Origin of the sequence: Hoeflea sp. YIM 152468 (genome assembly GCF_029210485.1) — a bacterium.
In the GTDB taxonomy this organism is placed as follows: domain Bacteria; phylum Pseudomonadota; class Alphaproteobacteria; order Rhizobiales; family Rhizobiaceae; genus Hoeflea.
In genome coordinates this window covers 189,709-214,879 of record NZ_JARGET010000029.1, presented here as the reverse complement: position 1 = coordinate 214,879, position 25,171 = coordinate 189,709, and the positions used below count along the sequence as shown (strand labels likewise).

Below are 25,171 nucleotides of genomic sequence, written 5' to 3'. Positions count from 1 at the left end.
CTGTCCCAAGATTCCTGTTGCCGGTCCGTGACCCTCAGGCGGCTTTGGGCAGGCTGTCGCGGCCATGCGGCTCGAGCAGGTCAAGCGCAGGTCCGACGGGCACGATCCCGGTCGGATTGATGGTGTCATGGCTGCGGTAATAATGGTTCTTGATGTGATCCATGTTCACGGTCCCGGCAATGCCCGGCATCTGGTAGAGCTCACGCAGATAGCCTGACAGGGCAGGGTAGTCGGCGATGCGGCGGATGTTGCACTTGAAATGGCCGACATAGACCGGATCGAACCGCACCAGCGTGGTGAACAGTCTCCAGTCCGCCTCGGTCAGCATGTCGCCGACCAGGTAGCGGCTGCCTTGCAGACGCGCGTCAAGCATGTCGAGCGTGTCGAACAGTTCGGTGACGTGCTCCGCATAGGCGTCTTGCGTGGTGGCAAAACCAGCCTTGTACACGCCGTTGTTGACCTTGTGGTAGACGGTGTCGTTGATCGCATCGATCTCGCCGCGCAGGTGGGCCGGGTAGTAATCCGGCGCCGGCCTGGCGATTGCATCAAAGGCCGTGTTGAGCATGCGGATGATTTCCGAGGATTCATTGGAAACGATGGTGCCGGTCTTCTTGTCCCACAACACCGGCACCGTCACCCGGCCGGTGTAATCGGGGTTGGCCGCGACATAGACCTGCCAGAGGAAGTCAGCGCCGCCAATGTGATCGGCGGTGGCGCCATCGCGGTCATGAAACTCCCAGCCGTTCTTGCCCATATAGGGATCGACAACCGACACCGAGATGGCGTCTTCCAGCCCCTTGAGCTGGCGGAAGATCAGGGTTCTGTGCGCCCAGGGGCAAGCGAGACACACATAGAGGTGATAGCGCGCGGCCTCCGCCGCAAAGCCGCTCTCACCGGACGGGCCGGCGGCACCGTCAGCGGTCACCCAGTTGCGAAAGGAGGACTCCTTGCGCTTGAAATGCCCACCAGTTGATTTCGTATCGTACCAGACGTCCTTCCAGACGCCATCGACCAGCATACCCATGATAAGTCTCCTTTGGACCAAGACATAAGGCTGCAAACGGCAAAAGCGAAGGCAATGAGTGTGAACGGTGCGTTTTGCATTGGACGACACCGGTCTGCTTTGCTATGGGCGAAGCACCAATGCCTGTCGCGTTCGAATGAGTTGATTGGAACGGCACCGTATCTGCATTGGTTGAAAGCGACACGGCGTCCTTTGCGCATCCTGTGGAGGCGCGGCGCTGTAGAAGGAAAACCGGATGCCAGCCACGGCCTTGCGACGACGCTGAAGAAGACCTTGCCCCGCACATCGTGCGGGACCGTCCGCACGTCTTGTCGTTTCTTTCCGGAATACTGCCATGCTCTGCCCCAACCTTGTCTTTCTCACCGAAGACGCATCGCATGATGCGGCCATAGATCTCATCAATGAAGAAGCTTTCGGCCCCGGCCGGTTCGTGCGTGCCGCCGAGCGCGTGCGCGAACAGGGACCGCACGACCGCAAGCTGTCCTTCGTTGCCTCGGATGGCGGAGAGATCATTGCTTCGGTGCGGATGACGCCGATCTTCGCCGGTGCTGTCGCAGGCCATCTGCTTGGACCTCTGGCGGTGCGGCCCTCGCACAAGAATCTCGGCATCGGCCGCGAACTGGTCCGTATCGCCCTGAACGCCGCCCAGGCATGCGGCAGCGAGGCTGTGCTGCTGGTGGGCGACCCTCCCTATTACGCCCCGCTGGGGTTTGAGCGGACCAAAGCCGGCGCGCTTGCAATGCCGGGGCCGTTTGATTCACACCGTCTGCTGGCCGCCTGTTACAATGGCGTCGAGGCCATGGCGCTTGCAGGCGTTATCCGGCATCGTGACCGCGGATAAAGCCGCAAACCGGCGATGGAGACGGTTTGACAGGGTGAATTCCGGGTTTCTTTGAAGCTAGTGTTCGACCATGTTTTCAAGGGTTTACTCGAAAAATTGACGCCGACTGGGGGTGCGTTGCAACAGCCGCGCGGTTGCACTGCAGCAGCTGCCGTTCTAGATAGGGCTATATGTTTTATCGAGACGACCACGCCGACGACCTGTCTTTGCCCGGTCTTTGGCATGTGAATATCTGTGTGGGCGCTGGCTCCAGCGGAACCACCCTGGCCTCTTCCGGGGCGCAGCGCGCGGAGGTTTGTTCGCGCCTGATCGACGGCGTTGGCCGGGAACTGCCAGTGCCGATCTGCCACCCCCTTTTCCTGGCAGCGGAGGCGGCCCGATGACCATTTCAATTCCAGACATTGATTCCCTGAAGTCGCGCCGGCTGGTGCTGGCGACGGATCTCGACGGCACCTTTCTTGGCGGCAGCGACGACGACCGCAAACGGCTGTATGGCTGGATCGAGGCCAATCGCGAAACCGTCGGCCTGATCTTCGTCACCGGACGCGACCCGAAATTCATTGCCGATCTTTGCCGCGACCACGGGGTGCCCTGGCCGGAATTCGCGGTCGGCGATGTCGGCACCACCATCGCCATGGTGTCGCCGGAGAGCGGCATCGCCCCGATCGAGCATCTCGAAGAAGAAATTGCGGCGCGCTGGGGCAATGGCGGTGACCGGGTCCGCGAGACCCTTCACGGCCATCCGGGGCTGACGCTGCAGCCGACGGAATTCCGCTACCGGGTCAGTTATGATCTTGATGCCGACAGCTTTGACTCGTCTGCCTGGGAGACCGTGCAGGGCATGGGGTTCCAGCCGCTGATTTCGGACAACAGATATTTTGATGTGCTGCCCCATGGCATCAGCAAAGGTCCGTCGCTCAGACGGCTTGTCGACTACCTGTCAATCGAGCCGGCGCGGGTCTTGTGCGCCGGCGACACCCTCAACGATCTGTCGATGCTGGAATGCGGCCTGCCTGCGGTCGCCGTCGGCAATTCGGAACCCGAACTGGTCAAGCGCGTTGCCCATCTTGAGCACCTGCACATGGCAAAAGCCCATGGCGCGGCAGGCATTCTGGAGGCGATCCGTGCCTTCAACATGCATGACCTACCAGAAGGATATTGAATTCATGGCCAGTGATCTCGTCATCGTTTATCACCGTCAACCCTATGAGGAAGCCGAAGAGAACGGCAAAACCGTGCTCAGGGAGAACAAGAGCCCGAACGGAATCGTGCCGACGCTGAAGGGATTCTTCGGCCGCGTTGAAAAGGGCGCCTGGGTGGCCTGGAAGCTGGCCGAGGATGCGGCCAATCCGGATTTCGAGCGGGTCATCGAGATCGAGGACAGCTACGGCAAGTACTCGGTCACCCGCCTGCCGCTGACGCCTGACCAGGTGTCGAGTTTCTATCACATCACCTCGAAAGAGGCGTTCTGGCCAATTCTGCATTCGTTCAAGGAACGCTACAATTACGATCCCGTCGACTGGCCGACATTCCGCGAGGTCAACTGGGCCTTTGCCGAAGCGGCTGCTGCGGAAGCAGCCCCCGGCGCCGTCGTCTGGGTGCATGACTACAATCTGTGGCTGGTACCGGGATATTTGCGCAAGCTGCGGCCAGACGTGCGGATTTCGTTCTTCCACCACACACCGTTTCCCGCCGCCGACATGTTCAACGTGCTGCCCTGGCGGCGCGAGATCGTCGACAGTCTTCTGGCCTGCGACGTCATCGGATTCCACATCCCGCGCTACGCGGTGAACTTCGTTCATGTGGCCCAAAGCTTGCTGGAAGTCGGCTCGGTGGTGCGCAAGGACGTCAACCCCGATTTCGTCTGGGAGGGCACGGCGCTGTCAGACCGCCGGGTGCCTGAATCGGTGATGTATCAGGGCCGCAAGATCCGTATTTCCAGCGCCCCGGTGGGCATCGACTGGGACTATATTCAGGACCAGGCGGCGTCCGAGCAGACCCGCGAGAACGCCAGTGCAATCCGCTCCGAGCTGGGCGATTGCAAGCTGATCCTGTCGGTCGGCCGGACCGATTATACCAAGGGCGGCGTGCAGCAGCTGGAAAGCTATGAACGGCTGCTGCAGGCGCATCCCGAACTGCACGGCAATGTGCGGCTGATGCATGTGTCCGTGGGCGCCAACCGCAGCATGGCGGCGTACGAGGAAATCCAGGCGGAGATCGAACAGGTGGCGGGCCGGATCAACGGCACGTTCGGGTCGTTCGAATGGCAGCCGGTGGCGCTGATCTCGACCGCCGTGCCGTTCAAGGATCTGATTGCCTATTACCAGTTGGCCGATATCTGCTGGATCACCCCGCTGGCTGACGGCATGAACCTGGTGTGCAAGGAATATGCGGCTGCGCGGGTGGATGGTGACGGCGTTCTGGTGCTGTCGGAATTCGCCGGCGCGTCGGTGGAGTTGTCGTCTGCCATCATCACCAATCCGTTCTCGCATCGCTCCATGGACCAGGGAATCGAGCAGGCGCTGGCGATGCCGGAGGCCGAGCGGCGGCAACGCATGGCGATGCTGCGCAAGACGGTTCAGACCTACGGCATCAAGGCCTGGGCCGAGGACCAGATGAGCTATTTCGACGCCGTGCCGCCGCTGTCTCAGGCGAGCTGAACGGCATTCGGCGATAATCAGGTGGCACTGGCGGCGGCGACAGCGATGTGGCCGCCGTTTTTCTTGTGCCGGGGTCAGCGGCCCTCGCGGAACCATGTGGCGCCGAGCGCCAGGATCATCAAGGCAAGACCCAGAAGGCCGCCGAACAGCGGAACAGAGCGCACCCCCTTGAGCACGCTTTCATTGCTGGCGCGCAACCCCATCCGCTCGCCGGTGTCGATGCGGGATGACCGTGTCGGCAGGATTTGCGGCAGATCGCTGGCGGTGGCATTGACCCGCCGTGTGAGCCCGCCGCTTTCCGCCGAGATTGGGGAGAGCACATCGGCAGTCGACACCGTGGCGCGAAACTCAGGCGCGTCGACCGCACCGACATGGGCAACAGCCTGCAGCTCATCCGAGGTGACCTCGACCAGTCCGGGCTGATCAAGCGTGATCTCGGCCCTGAACAGACCTGCGTCCGCCGGCTCGAGTTCGATGTCGCGGGTTTCACCCGAGGGCAAGGTGATGGTCGCGGTGCCGGTGCTGTCGCTCATGGTCTGGCGTTCGATCACCAGCCGGCGGCCATTGGCGGTGGCGCGAAGCGCTTCCTCTTCCAGCGACGGTTCCTTCATCAGCCAGTGGGCGATACGGCGATACAGCGCCACATGCGGCCCGCCGCCTTCAAAGCCGCGCGCCCAGAGCCAGCCATGATCGGACAAGAGCATCGCCACCCGGCCTTCGCCATAGCGGTTGAGCACCAGAAGCGGTTCTGCGTCAGCGCCGCGCATGACCGCGTCTCCGATCGTGTCATGCACGCCGACGGTGCGGAACCAGCGACCCCAGGCCGGCGGTTCGCTCGCAGCACCAGGCAGGGTCCGGGTCACGGGATGGCGCTTGCCCTCGTCCGACAGGCGCGGATAGTAGCCTGCAGCGGTCACCGCACCCGTCGGCATCGCCGGAAGGGCAGGCGCCAGCGGGGTCTCGGCAATGGATTCGAGCCCGGCATATTCCGGCCCGGCCGCGACCAGCAGCGCGCCGCCATCCTCCACATAACGGGCGATGTAATCGTAATAGAGCACCGGCAAAACGCCGCGGTTCTGGTAGCGGTCGAAAATGATCAGATCGAATTCGTCAATCTTCTCGATGAACAGTTCCCGCGTCGGGAAGGCGATCAGCGAGAGTTCCGAAATCGGGGTGCCATCCTGCTTTTCCGGCGGACGCAGGATGGTGAAATGCACCAGATCGACCGAGGCGTCGGATTTGAGCAGATTGCGCCAGGCGCGTTCTCCGGCGTGGGGCGCACCGGAGACCAGAAGCACGCGCAGGTTTTCGCGGATGCCTTCGATCAGGGTGACGGCGCGGTTGTTGGCCGGCGTCACTTCACCGGCGATCCCGTCGACCGCGAATTCGAGGATGTTCTCGCCGCCCCTGGGCAGCTTGAGATAGAAGGAGGCTTCCTCGCCTGTGGCGGTGGTTTCGGTCGAAATCAGCTTGCCGTTGACCCGCACCGCCACATCCACCGGCGTGGCAGCGGCAGCGGCGCCATCGTCACTGACCCGGTAGACGATTTCCTGATCCTCGCCGACAATGCCAAACCGCGGGCTGCGCACCACGTCGACGCGGCGGTCAATCTCGCCTTCGTCGCCGACGATCAGCCCGTGCAGCGGTGCATCCAGTCCGAGCGCGGAAAACGACCCGGGCACGTCATGGATCTGTCCGTCGGTGATCATCACGGCACCGGCCAGCCGCGAACTCGGCACATCGCGAATGCCGGAGGCCAATGCGTCAAACAGCCGGGTCGAGGGCGATTGTGCGTCCGCGTCGCTCTGGGCTTCGATGACACGGGTTTCAAAGGCCGGATAGCGGGCGATACGTTCGGAGAGCGCTTTGAGCGCCGCGTCTGTGCGCGCCGTGCGGTCGGCACTGGTCTGGCTCGGGCTGCGGTCGACGACGATGGCAACCACGCTCCTGACCGGCTCGCGGTCCTCGAAATTGGCGACAGGGTTGGCCAGCGCCAGCAGAATCGCTGTCAGCGCCAGGGCCCTGAGAGCGGCACCGCGCACGCGCCTGAGAAGGGCCCAGCCGACCAGCAGCAGCGCCACGCAGGCGAGCGGAACAAGCAGGGCAAAGGGCAGGAACGGATCAAAGGCGAGACTCATCTTACTGTCCCAACCTTTCCAGCAACGCCGGAATGTGAACCTGATCGGCCTTGTAGTTGCCGGTCAGCATGTACATGACGATGTTGACGCCGGCACGGTAGGCATATTCGCGCTGCCAGGGATCTGACGGAACGGTCGAAAACATCGGAAAGCCCTGGTCGTCGACGGCCCAGGCCGCGGCCATGTCGTTGCCGGTAATCAGGATCGAGGACACGCCATCACCCGAACGGGCCGGGCGTTCATTGGGGGTGTCGACATCCGGTGTGGCCTCGACCCACAACGGGCCGTCGGCATAGCGACCCGGAAAGGTCTCGAGCAGGAAGAAGGATTTGGTCAGCACGTGGTCAACCGGAACCGGCTCGAGCGGCGGAATGTCGAGGCTGGCGAGAATTTGCTGCAAGCGCAGTGTCAGCGTGCTGGAGCCGCCGCCGAGATCGGCAATCCGGTCGCGGGTGTCAAACAGCACCGTTCCGCCGCTCTTCATGTAGGCATCGATGCGGCTGATGGCGGCGGTGGACGGCATATCGGCATCGTCGCTCATCGGCCAGTAGATCAGCGGATACAGGGCCAGTTGATCGGTTTCGATGTCGACGCCCATCGCCGTGCCGGGTTCGAGCGCGGTGCGACTTGCCAGATAGCGTGACAGGCTGTCGAGCCCGAACTTGCTGGCATTGTCGGCCTCGCGGTCTCCGGTGAGGACATAGGCGAGCCGGGTGCGGTCAAGGCTTGCCAGCAGGTCCGCGTCACCGGGCTGCTCGTCCTGGGCATGGGCGGGTGCGGACGCGAGCAGCAGCGTCAGCGAGAGCCCAGCGGCACCGATGAGGAATATTGCGGGCGCCGGCCTGAAGGTTTTCAGCCGCAAGGCGCCGTTGAGCAGCAGCACGATCAGGGTGTCGGCTAGCAGCGCGACCAGCGCCGCACCGAACAGCCAGGGCCGGAAGTCAATCGCGGTGTCACCGGTGATCGGCGCACGGGTGACAGGCACCTGGAATTCCGGGATATCGATCGGGGTCAGTGTTTCACCCACGGAAAACAGGTTGAGCGCGACAAATCCATCCTCCGCCCCATACAGGCCCGGCGGATTGTCAGCACCGGCCTGCGGGACCTTGCCGGTGGTGAGATCGAGCGGTTTGGCGTCGCCGGTCGCAGGCAACAGCGCGCCATTCGCATCCAGCAGACGCCAGGGCAGCAGGATGCCGGAGCCGCTTTCGCTGCCGCCGCTGATGGCGCGGGACAATTGCACCACGCGGCGGAGCATGTCGACGAAGTGACCGGAAATCGGCAGGTTGGACCAGCCGGCTTCGGCGGTGACATGAAACAGCACAATGCGGCCTGCGCCGCGGTCGGCGGCGGTCACCAGCGGGGTGCCGTCGGCGAGGCTGGCCCAGGTGCGGGCGGCAAGATCAGCCGATGGTTCGGCCAGCACCTGACGGCTGACGGTGACGTCGCGCGGGGTGGGTAGGCCGGCAAAGGGGCTGCCGGCCGGGTAATCCGCCAAGGGCTGGGGTTCGATCCAGGAGAGCGCGCCACCGAGTTCACGCTCCCCCTTGCGCAACTGTACCGGGGCCAGCAGATCGTCCGCCGGGGCGGCGGCCAGACGTGGTCCGGCAAAGCGGATCAGGGTTCCGCCGCGTTCGATCCATTGGTTGAGCGGCGTGCTGACATCTTCCGGCAGAACGCCGATATCGGCCATGATGATGACCGCCGGAGCCTGTGCCAGCAGCTTGGGAATGGCCGTGGACATGTCGGCGCTGGCGGCCGCTATCAGGTCGGCGTAAGGCAAGAGCGCGCGGTTGATGTAATAGAGCGGCGAAAGCAGCGGCTGGGCAATGTCGGCGGCTTCCCCCGAGATCAGCGCCACCCGGCGGCGGCGGAAACTGTCGTCGAGCAACCGGGCCGACCCGGCCGTGTCGATGCCGCGGATATCGAGCCGGGCGATGTCGTTGCGAATTTCAAACGGCGCGGAAATGGCGCCGGTGGCTACAGCCTCAGCGGCCTCGAAACGGAGCTCGCCGGTGGCGATCTCGCGGCCCTTGCTGTCGCGCGCAATCAGCCGGTGAGTCTCGGCTGCGGCCGTGTCGATCCGGCTTGCGGTGATGGACAGCGCATCCGCGCCGTTGTCGGCCTCAGTCAGGGCCAGCACGGTGGCATCGCTGGCGCCGATGAGGCGGATTGCCGCCGGTTCGAGCGCAGACAGGCGGGTGAGGGCCTCGGCAGCATCAGGCGTGCCGACGCCATCGGTGAGATAGGCGATGGTGCCGGGCCGGGTGTCGCCCAGAGCCGCGATCAGGGCACTGACCGATGCGGCGCGATCGGGCCGCAGCGGGCGGGGTTTGGCAGCCCGCAAGCGATCGCGGGCCTGTTTGAAGGTGGCCGGTGTGGCGTCCTGGCGACGCTCCGCGGTGAACACGATCGAGACCGGCAGTTCAAGCGCTTCGGCTTCCGTGATCAGGGCATCAGCAGCCCGCGACCGTGCCTCCCAGTCAGGCGCGCTGGCCCAGCCATTGTCGATGATCAAGGCCAGCGGTCCTTGCGGCGACAGCGCCCGGTCCTGCGGGTTGAGAACCGGCTCGGCAAGCGCCAGAATCACCAGGGCGGCAATCAGCAACCGCAACAGGGTCAGCCACCAGGGGCTGCGGGCGGGTGTCTGCTGGGGTTTGAGCACGGAGGCAAGGATCGCCATGGGTGCAAAGGGCTCGGCCTGCGGGCGCGGCGGGGTCAGCCGCAGCAGCCACCAGATCACCGGCAAGGCCAAAAGCCCGAACAGGATCGCCGGTGCGCCGAAGGCGAGGGGGATGCCTGCGATCATCAGGTGCCCGCCTTTCCGGCAACGGGGATGCCCGTCAAATGACCGTGCGCCAGCACCAGCGCTTCGGAGGCGGGGCGGTCGGTGCGATGGGCAAGATGGCTCCATCCGAGCTTGCGCACGCCTTGGGCCAGGGCTTCGCGGCGGGCGAGCCAGGCCCGGCGGTAATCGACGGCAACCGCTTCAGCCCGCCCGGCGACGAGTTTCTGACCGGTTTCGGGATCGCGGAATTCGGTGCGTCCGGAATAGGGGAACGTCTCTTCGGCGGGGTCGGAAATCTCGATGAGGTGGCCGCGGATGCCGCGCCGGCCGGCTGGGCCGATGCAGGATTGCAGGGTTTCGGCCGCGTCGAGAAAATCACTGATCAGCACCACATCGCTCATCCGGCCGACCTGACCGAGATCGGGCAAGGCGGTTTGCAGCGGTGCATGCGCCAGCGCCAGCGCCAGCCGTTCGGCGGCATTGCGCGAGGCGACAGGCTCCATCACGCCCGGGCAGCCGACACGTTCGCCAGAGCGCGACAGGATTTCGGCCAGCGCCAGCATCAAGACCAGCGCCCGGCTTTCCTTGGCGACCATGGCGGCACCGGATTTGTACAGCATCGAGGGCGACTGATCGGTCCACAGCCAGATCGTGTGCGCCGCCTCCCATTCGCGGTCACGGACGTAGAGATGGTCGTCGCGGGCCGAGCGCCGCCAGTCGATGGCTGACGGCGATTCGCCGTCGACATAGGGCCGGAATTGCCAGAAGGTCTCGCCAATGCCGCGTTTGCGGCGGCCGTGCCAGCCGGCAATCACGGTGTTGGCAACACGCCGGGCCTCGGCCAGGCAATCGGGCAGCAAGGCCGCACGCTGGCGTGCGCGGGCCAGGGCATCGATCCGCGCCGTGGGTGGGGTCAATTGGCCGATGGGGGCCATGGTTTACCCCGCCTTCGGCGTAACGAGGCCGGCAATGACGTCGCGGATGCCGATGCCCTCGGCACGTGCGGCGAAGGTTAGCGCCATGCGGTGCTGCAGGATCGGTTCGGCGAGCGCGCGGACATCGTCGATCGACGGCGCCAGCCGGCCGTCATAGAGCGCTCTGGCTCGGCTGCACAGCATCAAGGCCTGACCCGCCCGCGGACCGGGGCCCCAGGAGACGGTTTCATCGATTCGGGCATTGCCGTGGCCGGGGCGGGCGGCGCGGACCAGGTCAAGGATCGCATCGACCACCGATTCGGGCACCGGCATCTGCCGGATCAAGGCCTGGATGGCGACCAGCCGGTCGACGGTGATGGCCGGCCGGGCGAGTGAGTCCTGGCCGCCGGTGGTCTCCAGCAGGATCTGCCGTTCCGCAGCCATTTCCGGATAGGGCACATCCACCTGCATCAGGAAACGGTCAAGCTGGGCTTCGGGCAGCGGGTAGGTGCCTTCCTGCTCCAGCGGGTTCTGGGTCGCCAGCACATGGAAGGGGCGTGGCAGATCGTGCGGGGCGCCGGCCACCGTGACATGATATTCCTGCATCGCCTGGAGAAGGGCTGACTGGGTGCGCGGCGAGGCGCGGTTGATCTCGTCGGCCATCAGCAGTTGCGTAAACACCGGACCGGGGACAAAGCGGAACGAGCGCCGCCCGGTTTCGTCCTGGTCCATGACTTCGGAGCCGAGGATGTCGGAAGGCATCAGATCCGGCGTGAACTGGATGCGGTTGGTGCCCAGTCCCAGAACCGTGCCAAGAGTGGAGACCAGCTTGGTCTTGGCAAGTCCGGGGACCCCGACCAGCAGCGCGTGGCCGCCCGAGAGCACCGCGATCAAGGTCTGCTCGACCACGCTCTCCTGACCGAAAATGACTTCCGATACCGCGTGCCTGACAGCCGATATATCCGCCAGAGCGTGTTCGGCAGCGGCAATGACCGCTTTTTCGTCGATTGGCTTTGCGCCGGTGTCGATACGTCCCATGGGGTTCTCCGCTCTGTGCTGGTCTAGGCTGCCAAACAGCTTATTCTACGCTGATAGGCTGACAAGAGCCGTTGAGATGACTATCTGGTTACCTGTAACCATAGCTGGACAGGACAATGGCGAAAACAAGGACCGACACGAAAACAGACCCGGCCGATCTTGCCGCGCTGATTTCGCGCGCCCAGGCCGACCGCAACACCGGCAAGGATGGCTTGCCGCCGATAGAGCGCTGGAATCCGCCCTATTGCGGCGATATCGACATGGAAATCCGGGCCGACGGCACCTGGTTCTACATGGGGACGCCCATTGGCCGGCCAGCGCTGGTGAGGCTTTTCTCGACCGTGTTGCGCCGTGACGAAGACGGCAAGACCTATCTGATCACGCCTGTGGAAAAGATCGGCATCCGCGTTGCCGATGCGCCTTTCCTGGGCGTCGAGATGACAAGATCGGAGGATGCGGCGGGACAGGTGCTGACATTCAGGACCAATGTCGGCGATGTGGTGGCTGCCGGACCGGACAATCCGCTGCGATTCGTCATCACCGGCGAGACCGACCAGCTCAAGCCCTATCTGCTGGTGCGGGGCCGGCTGGAAGCGCTGATCAACCGGGCCGTAACCTATGATCTTTTGGCGCTGGGAGAGGAAACCGAATTTGACGGAGAACGGATCTATGCGATCCGCTCCGCCGGCGCGGTGTTTCCGGTGATGCCGATGGCCAGGCTGGAGGCAGGGCTTTGAGCAGGCCTGTGGCGGAAATGCCAGCGAGATTTGACGCGGCGGGATTTCGAGAGCGGGCCCGGCATCATGATCCCGATCGGGCCTTCGGCGCCGAACCGGCGCATCTGGGTCACGGCGATCATGTGCTCAACCCGGGGCTGGTGACCGGGCTGGTTGACGGCAAGCTGCGTGATGCGGCGGTGCTGGTGCCGGTGATCGAGACAGGCGCGGACGCGCAAGTGATCCTGACGCGGCGTGCGGCAGCGATGCGCCAGCATTCGGGCCAGGTGGCCTTTCCCGGCGGCGCGATCGATCCGGAAGATGCCAGCGCCGAAATCGCCGCCATGCGCGAGGCCGAAGAGGAAATCGGGCTTGACCGGCGGTTTGTCGAACCGGTCGGACGGCTGCCGGTCTATATGACCACCACCGGATTCCGGATCACGCCGGTGCTGGCGGTGGTGCATCCGGGGTTTTCCATCACCCCGAACCCCGCCGAGGTGGATGCGGTGTTCGAAACGCCGCTTTCGTTCCTGATGAACCAGGCCAATCACCAGCGCGAAAGCCGGGTCTGGCAAGGGGTCGAGCGGCATTATTATGTCATGCCTTTCGGTGAACACCATATCTGGGGCGTCACTGCCGGGATCATCCGGACCTTGTATGAAAGGCTCTATGTATGAGCATTGCCGATAGCGTGGCCGAGCAGAGCTGGTTCCGGGACCCGGCGCTGAGCCGGATATTCGCCCTTCTCAATCAGCAGGGTGAAGAGGTGAGGGTGGTTGGCGGCGCGGTGCGCAACGCGCTGATGGGATTGCCGGTCACCGATACCGATCTCGCCACCACCTGGGCGCCCGAGCAGGTGGCGGCGCGAGCCAGGGACGCGGGCATCCGCTCGGTGCCGACGGGGATAGATCATGGCACGGTGACGCTGGTGATCGAGGGCCGCGGTTTCGAGGTCACGACGCTGCGCCATGACGCCGAGACCGATGGCCGGCGCGCCAGGGTGGCGTTCGGCCGCGACTGGCAGGTGGATGCGGAACGGCGGGACTTCACCATCAATGCGCTTTACGCCGACAGTGGCGGCCGGATCATCGACCTGGTCGGCGGGCTTGACGACATCGCCACGCGCACGGTGCGGTTCATTGGCGATGCCGATGCGCGCATTGCCGAGGACTATCTGCGCGTGCTGCGCTATTTCCGCTTTTTTGCCCATTACGGCACCGGACGGCCGGATGCGGCGGCGCTGAAGGCCTGCGCCAGAGCCCGCGGCAAACTCGGACAGCTGTCGTCCGAACGGGTGTGGAAGGAACTCAAGACCCTGCTTGAGGCCCGCGATCCGGGCCGGGCCTTGTTGTGGATGCGCCAGGCCGGGGTGCTGACAGCGGTGCTGCCGGAGAGCGAGAAATGGGGTATTGATTCGATGGGCGGGCTGATTGCTGCAGAGACCGCGTTGGACTGGGAACCCGATCCGATGCTTCGGCTGATGGCAATGGTGCCCCCGGATGCCGGGCGCATGCGCGCGCTTGCGGCGCGGCTGAAGCTGTCACGCGCCGAGACCAGCCGCCTGGTCAGTTGGGCCGAGGCGCCGGCGTTCGAGCCGACGCTGGCGATCACCGCGTTCGAGCGGATGCTGTATCGGATTGGAACCGAGCCGCTGATCGACAGAACTCGCCTGTCGCTGGTGTCCGCCCGGACACGGGCCGAAACTGCTCCAGAGGCGCTCACCGAAGCCGCGGGTCACAGCCGTCATCTGGCCCATGCGCTGACATGGCAGCGCCCGGTGTTTCCCGTGGCCGGGGCTGATCTGATCGCCATCGGCGTAAAACCGGGCCCCGAGATGGGAGCCCGGCTGGCAGCCCTGGAAGAGCGCTGGGTCGAGAGCAATTTCAAGCTCGGAAAGGCCGCGTTGCTGGCTCAAGCCGACTGACCGCGGCCCCGATCGCCTTGCTCACTCAGGCCGCGTCCTGATCGTCGGAGGTGCGGGCCTTGATCTGCTCGACGATTGATGGGCGGATCTCGGTCTCGCCGTGGGTCTGACGCAAATGATCGATGACGCGGGAGACGATGTCCGCCTCGCTTTGAGAGCGGGTGTGCCAGTTGCAGCCCGGAACAAGCGATCCACAATGGAAGGTCTTCATGGCCAAGTCCTCCTATTCAATGCTGAAAACCAAGTAGCCGTCTGGCCGGCACGCCGGCCAGCGCCTGGCAATGATAGCATATTCTGCGGTTTTTGGCAGCTTCAGCGCCGCGCGCGGCTTTGGCGAGCCTGTGCACGCCGGGCCCCGAGGCGCGCACACACAGTTTGTTAACCTTGTTTTGCTACCGGTACGGACGGGGGCGTGTCTGGAGCGCGCTTCGGATTGGATGCGGCGCTTTGGTCGGATGCGCGGCGCTGGAGATGAAACAGGATCGGCAGATGAATCCGGGTCGGGGTACGTTTGAAGATGTTCTGGACCGCCTGGGGCAGGAGCGAGCGGATGCTGCCTTGCCCGGCTCCGGGTTCTGGGCCCGGATACGCGGCCTGAATGCAAGTTTCGTCGGACCGACTTCCAAACCGGACACCCAGCAGGACAGCGAACGGGTGCATGCGGCCTATTACGACCATGCCGGCGCTGTGGTTGCGCCGCCACCGCCACCGCCAGTGCCCGCAGTTGACGTTTCGATGTTCAAGCGGCTCGGCCCGGAAGACATTGCCAGTGACATCAATCTGCTGGCTTCGGACACGCGGACCGACCTGCAAAACAAGCGGCGCGCGTTTGCCCGCACAAACCACCCTGATCGTGCGCCGGAGGAATGGCGCGACGCGGCCACGATCCGGATGAAGGTGGCCAACCGCCTGGTCGACGACGCGCTGAGAAAGATCAGCTTGCAACGGTCCTGAACGGACGCTCCGGCGTCACACGCGACATGAGCTCGTCTTCGACTTGCCGGGTGCCTTACGGGTACATCACCACCGGCGGCAGCGAAGACAGGATCGAGGTGACATTGCCGCCGGTCTTGAGCCCGAAGATGGTGCCACGGTCATAGAGCAAATTGAACTCGACATAACGACCGCGGCGGATCAGCTGCTCGGTGCGCTCTTCCTCGCTCCAGGGCTTGGCGAAATTCGACCGCACGATCTTCGGGTAGACAACATTGAAGGCCCGGCCGACATCCTGGGTGAAGGCAAAATCCGCCGCCCAGCCGCCGGCTTCGTCGCTGCTGTGCTGCCAGTCGTAGAAGATACCGCCGGTGCCGCGCGGTTCATCGCGATGCGGCAGAAAGAAGTAGTCGTCGCACCAGGCCTTGAACTTCGGATGGTCGGCGACCGCATGGCGGTTGCAGGCGATTTCCATGGCACGGTGAAACAGCATGGTGTCCGGGTCGGACTGGATGCGCCGGGCGTCGAGAACCGGCGTGAGGTCGGCGCCACCGCCAAACCAGTGGCTGGTGGTGACCACCATGCGGGTGTTCATATGCACGGCGGGCACATGCGGGTTGAGCGGGTGGGCGATCAGCGAGATGCCTGATGCCCAGAAACGCGGATCTTCCTCGGCGCCGGGAATCTGGGCGCGGAATTCCGGAGAAAATTCGCCGTAAACGGTGGAGGTGTGGACGCCGACTTTCTCGAACAGGCGGCCCTTCATCAGCGACATCGTGCCGCCGCCGCCAGCCCCTTCATCGCGCAGCCACGGCGTGCGCTCGAAGCGTCCGGCTTGGCCAGGACACTGAGGATGGTCGGTCTCGTCTTCGAGAGCCTCGAAGCTGGCGCAGATCTGATCTCGCAACTGCTCGAACCAATGCCGTGCTTGGGTCTTCTTGTCTTCGATGTCGTCGGGTAGGCCGACCGGCAGGCTGGGGCGTTGCATACGGGATCCTCAATGGTTGTGTTGGCCACCCATATCAGCAGTGCCGGAATGATGTAAGCATCCGTTTTGACGCGGGCGGGGCGAAATTGTCTTGACTCGCGGAGCAAGAACTTTTGGGCTAGAATTTCCTTGCCCTGGCCGAGGAAGGATCATGAACCGGTATCAACAGCGCCCGCCCCTTGATGGCTTGCGCGCCCAGATTGCCCGCGCCCGCAAGCGCAAATCCGATGAGACATCGGGTGGTTTCGTGCGCGAAACCTACCGGCTGAGCCGCGGGCAGGCGCGCGAAAAGGCGCGGGAATGGTTCTCGACCTGGCCCAAGGCCGCCTATTGGACCGAGGTTGAAAGCTGGCGCGTGCTTCCCGGCGACAGCGACACCATCGAATTCACCATGCGCAGGCTGCCCACCGCGGACTGAGCCCAGGCCGCATCCCAGCGATGGCCAGCCTCAAGCTTTCCGGTCAGCAACCGCTTGCTCAAGCACCAGACGTGGGCCGGGGCCGCGCTCTCGCGCCTTGTCGCCGGGATTGTAGAGTTTGCAGGCGTCCAGCGACAGGCAGCCGCAGCCGATGCAGCCGTCAAGCCGGTCGCGCAGCCGCTCCAGCATGCCGATGCGGGCATCGAGATGGGCGCGAAAGCCGCGGCTGATCTTTTCCCAATCGCGTTTGTTGGGCGTGCGCTCCAGCGGCAATTGCCTGAGCTGGATGCGGATGTCTTCGAGCGAGAACCCCAATTGCTGGGCGATCAGGATGAAGGACAGCCGCCTTATGTCGGAGCGGAGGAACATGCGCTTTCCGCCGGGCGTGCGGCGGGCGGAAACCAGTCCCTCATCATCGTAATAGCGGATCGCCGAAACGGCGAGGCCGGTGCGGGCAGCCACCTCGCCGATGCTCAGAAGCCGCTGATTGGTGTTTGCCGGCATTGCTGAAAAAACCTCTTGACCTCAAGTTCACTTGAGAAAGTAGCATGGGTCACGTCACAAACAAACCCCATCGCCTTCAGGAGCAACAGCATGTCCCCATCCACTCTCGAACATATCAATTTCACCGTGATCGATGCGGCAGCCACTGCCAGATGGCTGTGCGATGTGTTTGGCTGGAGAATCCGCTGGCAAGGCCCGGCGCTCAATGGTGGTTTGTCGATCCATGTCGGAACCGATGACGCTTACCTGGCGATCTACACCCCCGAGGCGGTGCGGCCGCGCTTGAGCATCGAAAAGGACCGGGTCGGCAGCCTCAATCACGTGGGCGTCGTCGTGGGTGATCTCGACGCGGTCGAAGCGAAAATCAAGGCGCTGGGCTATGCGCCCTACAATCACGCCGACTACGAGCCGGGACGGCGGTTTTACTTCGACGACGAGAACGGCGTCGAGTTCGAGGTCGTCAGCTATGACTGATGCGGTCCTTAGTTACAGCCCGAAGCGGCGGTTGATCTCGCCGGCGATGATGGCGACGCTCATGGCCAGATTGAGGCTGCGCCGGCCCTCGAGCATCGGAATGGTCAACCGTGCATCGGCCGCGTCATGGACCCTTGGCGGCACGCCGACGCTTTCGCGTCCGAACAGCACAACGTCCTGGCGGGTCAGGGTCTGGTCGCTGCCATCGATATAGGGCGTGGCGGACCGGGTGGTCATCAACACCAGCCGCCGGCCTTCGCCCTGGCGCCACAGCTCAAACTCTTCCCATCCGTCGTGACGGGTCAGCGCCGCCATCTCGATGTAATCCATCCCGGCACGCTTGAGGGCGCGGTCGGTCATGTCGAAACCGGCCGGTCCGATAACATGGATGCCCAATCCGAGACAGGCGCCAAGCCGTAAGATGGCGCCTGTGTTGCCGGGAATGTCGGGCTGGTAGAGGGCGATAAGCGGCTTGGTCATGGAGACAGTGTCTGTGATCATTTTGGCACAATATCAAGCAAGGATGCGCTGATGGGGGCAGAATTCCGCCGCGCCGGTCTGATCGAGGTCAGGAATGTGCGACAGAATACCCCGTCTTTGACGCAAAGCTGATGCAGACTGTCAGGCAGAGCATGGATATCAGCCTTGCGCCGGCGGTCACCGCCACCGAGCGCAAGGGCGGATCGCAGCCTGAAGAGCGGTGCCAGCTTCAGCCCCCGGAGTGAAGGGTGGCAAGCACCATCGCGTGACCTTTGCGCCGGAGCGTCCTATCTGTAATCAGGCAAAATCGTCTGGCACGGACAGCAAGCTCTGGACCCAGGCAGGCCAAGCGGCGGCTTTGCCGCAGCCTCGCACCGGGGGCGGCGCGGAATCTTATTCGAGGAGACATCCATGTTTGGATGGTTTGAACGCCGATTGAATCCCTACCCAGCCGCAGCGCCGACCGCGCCGCCGGAAGGGCTGGTGGCGTTTTGCTGGCATTATTCGCGCGATGCGGCGCCCTGGCTGATCGCCATGGGGGTCCTGACCGCGCTGATCTCGATCGGCGAGGTGATGCTGTTCGGATTTCTGGGCTCGATTGTCGACTGGCTGGCAAATTCCGACCCGCAAGGCTTCCTCGAGCGCGAATCGGGCCAGTTGATCCTGATGGGCCTGATCGTGCTTGTCGGTCTGCCGCTGGTCGTGGCGCTGCATTCGCTGATCATCCACCAGACGCTTCTGGGCAATTATCCGATGATCGCGCGGTGGCAGATGCACCGCTATCTGCTGCGCCAGAGCCTGAGCTTCTTTTCCAACGAATTTGCCGGCCGGGTCGCCACCAAGGTGATGCAGACGTCGCTGTCGATTCGTGAATCGGTGATGAAGCTGCTCGACGTCTTCGTCTATGTCTCGGTCTATTTCGTCGCCATGATCGGCATGGTGGCGAGTGCCGAATGGCGACTGGTGCTGCCCTTGCTGTTCTGGCTGGCCGTCTATATCGGCCTGATCACGCATTTCGTGCCGAAGCTCAAGCGGATCTCGACCGATCAGGCCGACGCCCGCTCGGCGATGACCGGACGGGTGGTCGACAGCTACACCAACATCTCGACGGTCAAGCTGTTCTCCCATGCGGGACGCGAAGAAGCCTATGCGCAGGAAAGCATGGACATGTTTCTGGCCACGGTTCACCGGCAGATGCGGCAGGTGACGCTGTTCCAGTCGCTGATCTATTTGAACAACTCGGTGCTGGTGTTCGTGGTTTCGGCAATGTCGATCGGTTTCTGGCTGACCGGCATTGTCTCGGTGGGCTCCATTGCCATCGTCATCGGGCTTGCGCTCCGGATCAACGGCATGTCGCAGTGGATCATGTGGGAGGTGTCGGGGTTCTTCGAAAACATCGGCGTGGTCCAGGACGGCATGGGTATGCTGAGCCAGCCGCATGATGTGGTCGACCGGCCCGGCGCTGGCGCCATCGTCGCCAGAAAGGGCGGCATCGAATTCGAGAAGGTCCGGTTTCACTACGGCAAGCAGAGCGGGGTGATCGAAAACCTGTCGCTGGCGATCAAGCCGGGCGAAAAGATCGGCCTTGTCGGCCGTTCCGGCGCCGGCAAGACGACCCTCGTCAACCTGCTGCTCAGATTTTACAATCTTGAATCCGGGCGGGTGCTGATTGACGGTCAGGACATCTCGCAGGTGAGCCAGGACAGTCTGCGCTCCCAGGTCGGCATGGTCAGCCAGGATACCTCGCTCTTGCACCGGTCGGTGCGCGACAACATAGCCTATGGACGGCCCGACGCCACCGAGGAAGACATTCTGGAGGCCGTGCGCAAGGCCAATGCGCTCGATTTCATCGCCGGACTCGAAGATCTCGGCGGGCGCAGCGGGCTCGACGCCCATGTCGGCGAGCGCGGGGTCAAGCTCTCGGGCGGCCAGCGGCAGCGCATCGCCATCGCACGGGTCTTCCTCAAGGATGCCCCGATCCTGGTGCTTGACGAGGCCACCTCGGCGCTTGATTCCGAAGTCGAGGCGGCGATCCAGGAAAACCTGTTTGCGCTGATGGAAAACAAGACTGTGATCGCCATCGCCCACCGGCTGTCCACCATTGCCGAGATGGACCGGCTGGTGGTGCTGGATCAGGGCGAGATCGTCGAGGTTGGCAGCCATGAGCAGCTGATCAGCGCGGGCGGCATCTACGCCGATTTGTGGTCGCGGCAGTCAGGCGGGTTCATTGATGCGCCTGCCAGCACCAATGCGGCCGAATAGAAGGAGCACCATCTTGCCAAACACACCACCGGCTCTATTCTCCCGGCCATGATTTTCCGCCCCCTGCTCGACCTTTTCGAAGGCTGGATTGATCCCTTCGTCCAGCGCTCAACTTACCGGCCGCCCAGATCGACCGCGCATTTCCTGTGGCATTATGTCTCTCAGGCGAGGGGCGCGTTCGCGGCGATGCTGGCGCTTGGCGGTCTGGTGGCGCTGCTGGAGGCGGCGCTGTTCTATTTCGTCGGCCGGCTGGTCGACGTGCTTGATGCGGCTGACCCCGATGCCGGCTGGGACGGGCTGATCGCGTCGCACGGCCAGACCTTGGCCTTCATGCTGTTCGTGGTGGTGCTGGCCCGGTTCGTCGTCGTCACGGTCGCAGCCCTGGTCGAAGAGCAGACGGTCGTTCCGGGATTTTACAACATGGTCCGGTGGCAGGCGCATGCCCATGTGTCGCGGCAGAATCTGGCGTTCTTCCAGAATGATTTCACCGGCCGGATCGTCACCAAGGTCTGGTCCTCCGGTCAGGCCACCGGCGATTTCATGGTGTCGCTGCTGCAGGTGGTCTGGTTCATCATGATCTATACCGCCACCACCATGGCGTTGGTGGCCCAACTCGACTGGCGTCTGTCTGCGCTGGTGCTGGTGTGGATCGTTGTCTTCGGCTTTCTGGCGCGCTTTTTCGTGCCCCGCATCCGCCGCCATGCGCGGGCAAGTGCCGAGGCCTCAGCCATGCTGAGCGGGCGGATCACCGACAGCTACTCCAACATTCAGACCCTCAAGCTGTATGCGCGCGAAGCCGACAATGACCGCTACATCCGTGAGGGGTTTGACCAGTTCATTGCCGCGATCCTGCCCTTTACCCGGCATCTGACCGGCGTGCGCGCCGCGCTGGCGGCGCTGTCGGGGATGATGATTGCGGTGATCGCCGGGTTTTCCATCAATCTGTGGCTGGCCGGGGCGATTTCGGTCGGTTCGGTGGCGTTCACGCTGTCGCTTGTGCTCAGGCTCAACATGCTGCTGGGCCGGATGATGACCCAGCTCAACAGCCTGATGCGCAACCTCGGCACCGTGCAGAATTCGGCCGATCTGGTGGCGCGACCGATTGGTCTTTCCGACCGCGAGGGCGCCGGTGCTCTCAAGGTCACAAATGCCAGCATCCGCTTTGAGCGGGTGAGTTTTGGCTACGGCTCCAAGCTGCCGGTCATTGATGATTTGTCGCTGAGCATTGGCCCGGGGGAAAAGCTCGGCCTTGTCGGCCGGTCCGGTGCGGGCAAATCAACCTTCGTCAATCTGCTCTTGCGGTTTTATGATCTGGAGTCGGGCCGGATCGAGATCGATGGCCAGAACATTGCCGATGTCAGCCAGGAATCGCTCCGCCAGGCGATCGGCATGGTGACCCAGGACACCTCGCTGCTGCACCGCTCGATCCGGGAAAACATCGTCTTCGGACGCCCCGATGCCGATGATGCGGAGATCCTCGAGGCAGCGCGCCGGGCCGAGGCGCTGGATTTCATCCAGGGCCTTTCGGATCAGCGCGGCCGCAGCGGACTCGACGCCCATGTCGGCGACCGTGGCGTCAAGCTGTCGGGCGGTCAGCGGCAGCGAATCGCCATTGCCCGGGTGATGCTCAAGAACGCACCAATCCTCGTGCTGGATGAAGCGACATCGGCGCTCGATTCGGAGGTCGAGGCGGCGATTCAGGCAAATCTCGACGAACTCATGCGTGGCAAGACCGTGATCGCCATCGCCCACAGGCTCTCCACCATCGCCCGCATGGACCGTCTCGTGGTGATGGACAATGGCCGGATCCTCGAGCTCGGCAGCCATGCGCAGCTGATTGCCCGTGGCGGTCTTTACGCCGATTTGTGGGCCCGGCAGTCGGGCGGCTTCATCGGCGTGGACGAGGCTGCGGAATAGTTGCCCAACAATCTCCGCGACAATCTGCCATTCTCCCGTGTCTGGTCTGGACTTTAGCTTCTATCCCGCATAGAAACCGCGCGATTGACAGAATTCCGCCGCATTGTCGGCATCGGCCGAATCTGCTTATAGCGGATGAGCCAGATCTGCCTGAGGCAGTGAGACGGAAGAATGTCCGGACGCAGCTTGAAGAGGACGTTGAGCGGTGAGTGAGCCAATGACACAAAGCGAAGGCGCGGGCGAACCTACCCGTCGCGATTTTCTCTACATAGCCACCGGGATGGCAGGCGTGGTCGGCGCGGGCAGTTTTGCCTGGCCGTTCATCGATCAGATGCGGCCTGATGCATCGACCCTGGCGGTCTCCTCCATCGAGGTCAATGTCGAGAGCCTCGAGCCGGGCATGTCGCTGACGGTGAAATGGCGCGGCAAGCCGGTGTTCATCCGCAACCGGACGGCGGCCGAGATCGAAGAGGCCAAGGCCGTCGCGGTCGCCGATCTCAAGGATCCGGTGGCGCGCAACGCAAATATCGCAGCCAGTGCCGAGGCAACCGACGTTGACCGTTCGGCCGGTGAAGGCCTGGAAAACTGGCTGGTGATGATCGGCGTCTGCACCCATCTGGGCTGCATACCGCTCGGCCAGGCCGGTGAATTCGGTGGCTGGTTCTGTCCGTGCCATGGCTCGCACTACGATACAGCCGGCCGTATTCGCAAAGGTCCGGCACCGGAAAACCTGCCCGTGCCGGTGTTTTCCTTTGTGTCTGACAGCGTAATCAAAATCGGCTGAGGGGGCTTTTGACCATGAGTAGCGATCACTCGACTTACCAACCCACGTCCGGTTTCGGAAAGTGGATCGATACGCGCCTTCCGCTGCCGCGGCTGGTGCATGACAGTTTCGTCTCCTATCCGGTGCCACGGAACCTCAATTACGCCTACACCTTCGGCGGCATCCTGATGGTGATGCTGGTGGTGCAGCTGTTGACCGGCATCGTGCTGGCGATGCATTACGCCGCCGACACGGCGATTGCCTTCCAGTCGGTTGAAAAGATCATGCGTGACGTCAATTCGGGCTGGCTGTTGCGCTACATGCACGCCAACGGCGCGTCCTTCTTCTTCGTTGCGGTCTACCTCCATATCGCCCGCGGCATGTATTACGGCTCCTACAAGGCGCCGCGCGAAGTGTTGTGGATCCTCGGCGTCGTCATCCTGCTGCTGATGATGGCCACGGCCTTCATGGGCTATGTGCTGCCCTGGGGCCAGATGTCGTTCTGGGGCGCCACGGTGATCACCGGATTCTTTACCGCTTTTCCAGGCATTGGCGAGCCGATCCAGCAATTGCTGCTGGGCGGCTTCGCGGTCGACAATCCGACACTCAACCGCTTCTTCTCGCTGCATTACCTGCTGCCGTTCATGATCACCGGCGTTGTGATCCTGCACGTCTGGGCCCTGCACGTGACCGGTCAGACAAACCCGACCGGAGTTGAAGTGAAGTCGAAGACCGACACCGTGCCGTTTACACCCTATGCGACGGTCAAAGACGGTCTGGCGATGAGTATCTTCCTGATCGTGTTCGCCTACTTCATCTTCTTCATGCCGAATTTCCTCGGTCATGCGGACAACTACATCCCGGCCAACTCGCTGAAGACACCGCCGCACATCGTTCCGGAATGGTACTTCCTGCCCTTCTACGCGATCCTGCGCGCCATCACCTTCAACATCGGGCCGATCGATTCCAAGCTTGGTGGCGTGCTGGCCATGTTCGGCTCGATTGCGGTGCTGTTCGTGCTGCCATGGCTCGATACATCCAAGGTCCGCTCGGCGGTTTACCGCCCCTGGTACAAGCTGTTCTTCTGGATTTTCGTTGCCAATGCGATTTTCCTCGGCTGGCTCGGCGCCAAGCCGGCGGAAGGCGCCTACACCACGATGGCCCAGTTTGCGACGCTGTATTATTTTGGGTTCTTCCTGATCATCCTGCCAGTGCTTGGCCTGGTGGAAACCCCCAAGCGGTTGCCAAACTCGATCACGGAGGCCGTGCTTGCCAAGAATGGCGGCACCGGCGGGGCTGCGGCATCGACGTCCGCGTCATCAGAAACACGCGGCTGAGCAGCGCGACGGAAAGGAAACGAAGATCATGAGCAAGCTTTTCGCAAGCATCGTTCCGCTCGCACTGGCCGCCATCATTGGTGTCGGCCCCGCATTTGCCGCGGAAGAGGAAGGCGCAACCCCGCATTACCCGATCAAGATGCCGAAGGAAGTCGACTGGTCCTTTGCGGGTCCATTCGGCACGTTCGACAAGGGTCAGCTGCAGCGCGGCCTGAAGGTCTATGTCGAGGTCTGTTCGGCCTGTCATTCGCTGGACATGGTGGCGTTCCGCAACCTCGAGGATCTGGGCTATTCGGAAGACCAGGTGAAGTCGTTCGCGGCCAATTACGAAGTTGAAGACGGACCGGATGCCGACGGGGAAATGTTCTCCCGGACAGCCGTGGCATCGGATTATTTCCCTTCGCCTTACGCCAACGAGGCAGCGGCCGCTTCCGTCAACAACGGCGCGCCGCCACCGGATTTCTCGCTTCTGGCGAAGGCGCGCTATGTCGAACGCGGTTTCCCGCAGTTCATCTTCGACATCTTCACCGGCTACAGCGAAAGCGGACCGAATTACATCTATTCGCTGCTGACCGGCTACGAGGAGCCGCCGCACGGGATGGAAGTTGCCGAAGGCACCTATTACAATCCGTACTATCTGGGCGGCCCGGCGCTGGCGATGGCCGAGCCGATCTCCGACGAGCAGGTCACCTATGATGATGGCGCACCGGAAACCCTGGACCAGTACTCCAAGGACGTCTCGGCATTCCTGATGTGGGCAGCCGAACCGCACATGGAAGAACGCAAGCACATGGGCTTCATGGTCATCGTGTTTCTGGCCATCTTCACGGCGCTGATGTTCCTGACCAAGAAGGCTGTGTTCTCGCGCAAGGAACACTGAGTTCTGACCAGTACGCTGGTTAAAAAACGCCGCCTCCGGGCGGCGTTTTCATGTCTGCGGCAATGAGGCCATCATCGTGGGTGGCAGCGCCTCGCCGGGGCGTTGGAAAAAATTTCTGGACCTTTGAAACAGCGCCTGTAGTTTGCCTTGCCGACACACGCCCTGGTGCGAT

General features: G+C 63.2%; 23 protein-coding genes. 14 read left to right on the top strand and 9 right to left on the bottom strand.

Going from position 1 to position 25,171, the window contains the following annotated elements; all coding sequences use genetic code 11:
* Positions 1 to 34: 34 nt before the first annotated feature.
* Positions 35 to 1,024 (bottom strand): glutathione S-transferase family protein, encoded by a 990-nt coding sequence (locus PZ897_RS16145; RefSeq protein ID WP_275753538.1) that lies wholly within the window; start codon positions 1,022 to 1,024, stop codon positions 35 to 37.
* Between the two features lie 334 nt (positions 1,025 to 1,358).
* Between PZ897_RS16145 and PZ897_RS16140 the strand changes: the two genes are divergently transcribed.
* From PZ897_RS16140 to ggpS, 3 genes are all read left to right on the top strand, one after another.
* Positions 1,359 to 1,865 (top strand): N-acetyltransferase, encoded by a 507-nt coding sequence (locus PZ897_RS16140; protein WP_275753537.1) that lies wholly within the window; start codon positions 1,359 to 1,361, stop codon positions 1,863 to 1,865.
* A 379-nt stretch (positions 1,866 to 2,244) separates the two neighbouring features.
* Positions 2,245 to 3,027, top strand: coding sequence for an HAD family hydrolase (locus PZ897_RS16135; RefSeq protein WP_275753536.1), 783 nt, complete (start codon positions 2,245 to 2,247; stop codon positions 3,025 to 3,027).
* 4 nt (positions 3,028 to 3,031) lie between these two features.
* The gene (ggpS, locus tag PZ897_RS16130; RefSeq protein ID WP_275753535.1) at positions 3,032 to 4,525 is read left to right on the top strand and encodes a glucosylglycerol-phosphate synthase; all 1,494 of its coding nucleotides are present in this window, start codon (positions 3,032 to 3,034) and stop codon (positions 4,523 to 4,525) included.
* Positions 4,526 to 4,599: 74 nt separating this feature from the next.
* Here ggpS and PZ897_RS16125 read toward each other — a convergent pair whose 3' ends face one another.
* Genes PZ897_RS16125 through PZ897_RS16110 form a run of 4 tightly spaced genes read right to left on the bottom strand, consistent with a single transcriptional unit; the run spans position 4,600 to position 11,403 of the window.
* The gene (locus tag PZ897_RS16125) at positions 4,600 to 6,663 is read right to left on the bottom strand and encodes a hypothetical protein (RefSeq protein WP_275753534.1); all 2,064 of its coding nucleotides are present in this window, start codon (positions 6,661 to 6,663) and stop codon (positions 4,600 to 4,602) included.
* A gap of 1 nt (position 6,664) precedes the next feature.
* Positions 6,665 to 9,472 (bottom strand): DUF4159 domain-containing protein, encoded by a 2,808-nt coding sequence (locus PZ897_RS16120; RefSeq protein WP_275753533.1) that lies wholly within the window; start codon positions 9,470 to 9,472, stop codon positions 6,665 to 6,667.
* The gene (locus tag PZ897_RS16115; protein ID WP_275753532.1) at positions 9,472 to 10,386 is read right to left on the bottom strand and encodes a DUF58 domain-containing protein; all 915 of its coding nucleotides are present in this window, start codon (positions 10,384 to 10,386) and stop codon (positions 9,472 to 9,474) included. Before PZ897_RS16115 ends, PZ897_RS16120 begins: the two co-directional genes overlap by 1 nt.
* Before the next feature lie 3 nt (positions 10,387 to 10,389).
* Positions 10,390 to 11,403, bottom strand: a complete 1,014-nt coding sequence (locus tag PZ897_RS16110; protein WP_275753531.1) for a MoxR family ATPase — start codon at positions 11,401 to 11,403, stop codon at positions 10,390 to 10,392.
* Between the two features lie 116 nt (positions 11,404 to 11,519).
* Between PZ897_RS16110 and PZ897_RS16105 the strand changes: the two genes are divergently transcribed.
* Genes PZ897_RS16105 through PZ897_RS16095 form a run of 3 tightly spaced genes read left to right on the top strand, consistent with a single transcriptional unit; the run spans position 11,520 to position 14,043 of the window.
* Positions 11,520 to 12,140, top strand: coding sequence for a DUF1285 domain-containing protein (locus tag PZ897_RS16105; protein WP_275753530.1), 621 nt, complete (start codon positions 11,520 to 11,522; stop codon positions 12,138 to 12,140).
* 8 nt (positions 12,141 to 12,148) lie between these two features.
* Complete coding sequence (locus PZ897_RS16100; RefSeq protein WP_275753671.1) at positions 12,149 to 12,796, top strand: CoA pyrophosphatase; 648 nt, start codon at positions 12,149 to 12,151, stop codon at positions 12,794 to 12,796.
* On the top strand, positions 12,793 to 14,043 hold the full coding sequence (locus tag PZ897_RS16095) for a CCA tRNA nucleotidyltransferase (RefSeq protein WP_275753529.1): 1,251 nt from the start codon (positions 12,793 to 12,795) through the stop codon (positions 14,041 to 14,043). Before PZ897_RS16100 ends, PZ897_RS16095 begins: the two co-directional genes overlap by 4 nt.
* 25 nt (positions 14,044 to 14,068) lie before the next feature.
* On the opposite strand, the gene PZ897_RS16090 is transcribed toward PZ897_RS16095, so the two are convergent.
* Positions 14,069 to 14,254: a DUF1059 domain-containing protein gene (locus PZ897_RS16090; RefSeq protein WP_275753528.1), complete on the bottom strand. Its 186-nt coding sequence runs from the start codon at positions 14,252 to 14,254 to the stop codon at positions 14,069 to 14,071.
* Positions 14,255 to 14,532: 278 nt separating this feature from the next.
* Between PZ897_RS16090 and PZ897_RS16085 the strand changes: the two genes are divergently transcribed.
* Positions 14,533 to 14,997 (top strand): hypothetical protein, encoded by a 465-nt coding sequence (locus PZ897_RS16085; protein WP_275753527.1) that lies wholly within the window; start codon positions 14,533 to 14,535, stop codon positions 14,995 to 14,997.
* A 55-nt stretch (positions 14,998 to 15,052) separates the two neighbouring features.
* Here PZ897_RS16085 and hemF read toward each other — a convergent pair whose 3' ends face one another.
* Positions 15,053 to 15,964: an oxygen-dependent coproporphyrinogen oxidase gene (gene hemF, locus PZ897_RS16080; RefSeq protein ID WP_275753526.1), complete on the bottom strand. Its 912-nt coding sequence runs from the start codon at positions 15,962 to 15,964 to the stop codon at positions 15,053 to 15,055.
* Positions 15,965 to 16,115: 151 nt separating this feature from the next.
* On the opposite strand from hemF, the gene PZ897_RS16075 reads away from it, so the two are divergent.
* The gene (locus tag PZ897_RS16075) at positions 16,116 to 16,382 is read left to right on the top strand and encodes a hypothetical protein (RefSeq protein ID WP_275753525.1); all 267 of its coding nucleotides are present in this window, start codon (positions 16,116 to 16,118) and stop codon (positions 16,380 to 16,382) included.
* Positions 16,383 to 16,412: 30 nt separating this feature from the next.
* On the opposite strand, the gene soxR is transcribed toward PZ897_RS16075, so the two are convergent.
* A complete protein-coding gene (gene soxR / locus PZ897_RS16070) occupies positions 16,413 to 16,886 on the bottom strand; it encodes a redox-sensitive transcriptional activator SoxR (RefSeq protein WP_275753524.1) in 474 nt (157 codons plus the stop codon).
* A 90-nt stretch (positions 16,887 to 16,976) separates the two neighbouring features.
* On the opposite strand from soxR, the gene PZ897_RS16065 reads away from it, so the two are divergent.
* The gene (locus PZ897_RS16065) at positions 16,977 to 17,360 is read left to right on the top strand and encodes a VOC family protein (protein ID WP_275753523.1); all 384 of its coding nucleotides are present in this window, start codon (positions 16,977 to 16,979) and stop codon (positions 17,358 to 17,360) included.
* Positions 17,361 to 17,372: 12 nt separating this feature from the next.
* Here the strand turns inward: PZ897_RS16065 and PZ897_RS16060 are convergent, their stop codons facing one another.
* Positions 17,373 to 17,840, bottom strand: coding sequence for a tRNA (cytidine(34)-2'-O)-methyltransferase (locus PZ897_RS16060; protein WP_275753670.1), 468 nt, complete (start codon positions 17,838 to 17,840; stop codon positions 17,373 to 17,375).
* A gap of 411 nt (positions 17,841 to 18,251) precedes the next feature.
* Between PZ897_RS16060 and PZ897_RS16055 the strand changes: the two genes are divergently transcribed.
* The 5 genes from PZ897_RS16055 (at position 18,252) to PZ897_RS16035 (ending at position 24,999) form a co-directional block, all read left to right on the top strand.
* A complete protein-coding gene (locus PZ897_RS16055) occupies positions 18,252 to 20,102 on the top strand; it encodes an ABC transporter ATP-binding protein (protein ID WP_275753522.1) in 1,851 nt (616 codons plus the stop codon).
* Between the two features lie 48 nt (positions 20,103 to 20,150).
* Positions 20,151 to 22,019: an ABC transporter ATP-binding protein gene (locus PZ897_RS16050; RefSeq protein WP_275753521.1), complete on the top strand. Its 1,869-nt coding sequence runs from the start codon at positions 20,151 to 20,153 to the stop codon at positions 22,017 to 22,019.
* 205 nt (positions 22,020 to 22,224) lie between these two features.
* Positions 22,225 to 22,803: a ubiquinol-cytochrome c reductase iron-sulfur subunit gene (gene petA / locus PZ897_RS16045; RefSeq protein ID WP_275753520.1), complete on the top strand. Its 579-nt coding sequence runs from the start codon at positions 22,225 to 22,227 to the stop codon at positions 22,801 to 22,803.
* Between the two features lie 14 nt (positions 22,804 to 22,817).
* Positions 22,818 to 24,119: a cytochrome b N-terminal domain-containing protein gene (locus tag PZ897_RS16040; protein WP_275753519.1), complete on the top strand. Its 1,302-nt coding sequence runs from the start codon at positions 22,818 to 22,820 to the stop codon at positions 24,117 to 24,119.
* A 28-nt stretch (positions 24,120 to 24,147) separates the two neighbouring features.
* Positions 24,148 to 24,999, top strand: a complete 852-nt coding sequence (locus PZ897_RS16035; RefSeq protein ID WP_275753518.1) for a cytochrome c1 — start codon at positions 24,148 to 24,150, stop codon at positions 24,997 to 24,999.
* The last annotated feature ends 172 nt before the right edge of the window (positions 25,000 to 25,171 follow it).

Bases quoted from the DNA above. Each gene is read 5' to 3' on its own strand.
- PZ897_RS16140 (WP_275753537.1), top strand. From the start codon at position 1,359: ATGCTCTGCCCCAACCTTGTCTTTCTCACCGAAGACGCATCGCATGAT.
- PZ897_RS16060 (WP_275753670.1), bottom strand. From the start codon at position 17,840: ATGACCAAGCCGCTTATCGCCCTCTACCAGCCCGACATTCCCGGCAAC.
- PZ897_RS16040 (WP_275753519.1), top strand. From the start codon at position 22,818: ATGAGTAGCGATCACTCGACTTACCAACCCACGTCCGGTTTCGGAAAG.
- ggpS (WP_275753535.1), top strand. From the start codon at position 3,032: ATGGCCAGTGATCTCGTCATCGTTTATCACCGTCAACCCTATGAGGAA.
- PZ897_RS16085 (WP_275753527.1), top strand. From the start codon at position 14,533: ATGAATCCGGGTCGGGGTACGTTTGAAGATGTTCTGGACCGCCTGGGG.
- PZ897_RS16035 (WP_275753518.1), top strand. From the start codon at position 24,148: ATGAGCAAGCTTTTCGCAAGCATCGTTCCGCTCGCACTGGCCGCCATC.
- PZ897_RS16135 (WP_275753536.1), top strand. From the start codon at position 2,245: ATGACCATTTCAATTCCAGACATTGATTCCCTGAAGTCGCGCCGGCTG.
- PZ897_RS16095 (WP_275753529.1), top strand. From the start codon at position 12,793: ATGAGCATTGCCGATAGCGTGGCCGAGCAGAGCTGGTTCCGGGACCCG.
- PZ897_RS16055 (WP_275753522.1), top strand. From the start codon at position 18,252: ATGTTTGGATGGTTTGAACGCCGATTGAATCCCTACCCAGCCGCAGCG.
- PZ897_RS16105 (WP_275753530.1), top strand. From the start codon at position 11,520: ATGGCGAAAACAAGGACCGACACGAAAACAGACCCGGCCGATCTTGCC.
- PZ897_RS16125 (WP_275753534.1), bottom strand. From the start codon at position 6,663: ATGAGTCTCGCCTTTGATCCGTTCCTGCCCTTTGCCCTGCTTGTTCCG.
- PZ897_RS16110 (WP_275753531.1), bottom strand. From the start codon at position 11,403: ATGGGACGTATCGACACCGGCGCAAAGCCAATCGACGAAAAAGCGGTC.
- PZ897_RS16120 (WP_275753533.1), bottom strand. From the start codon at position 9,472: ATGATCGCAGGCATCCCCCTCGCCTTCGGCGCACCGGCGATCCTGTTC.
- PZ897_RS16115 (WP_275753532.1), bottom strand. From the start codon at position 10,386: ATGGCCCCCATCGGCCAATTGACCCCACCCACGGCGCGGATCGATGCC.
- PZ897_RS16065 (WP_275753523.1), top strand. From the start codon at position 16,977: ATGTCCCCATCCACTCTCGAACATATCAATTTCACCGTGATCGATGCG.
- hemF (WP_275753526.1), bottom strand. From the start codon at position 15,964: ATGCAACGCCCCAGCCTGCCGGTCGGCCTACCCGACGACATCGAAGAC.
- soxR (WP_275753524.1), bottom strand. From the start codon at position 16,886: ATGCCGGCAAACACCAATCAGCGGCTTCTGAGCATCGGCGAGGTGGCT.
- PZ897_RS16050 (WP_275753521.1), top strand. From the start codon at position 20,151: ATGATTTTCCGCCCCCTGCTCGACCTTTTCGAAGGCTGGATTGATCCC.
- PZ897_RS16075 (WP_275753525.1), top strand. From the start codon at position 16,116: ATGAACCGGTATCAACAGCGCCCGCCCCTTGATGGCTTGCGCGCCCAG.
- PZ897_RS16090 (WP_275753528.1), bottom strand. From the start codon at position 14,254: ATGAAGACCTTCCATTGTGGATCGCTTGTTCCGGGCTGCAACTGGCAC.
- PZ897_RS16145 (WP_275753538.1), bottom strand. From the start codon at position 1,024: ATGGGTATGCTGGTCGATGGCGTCTGGAAGGACGTCTGGTACGATACG.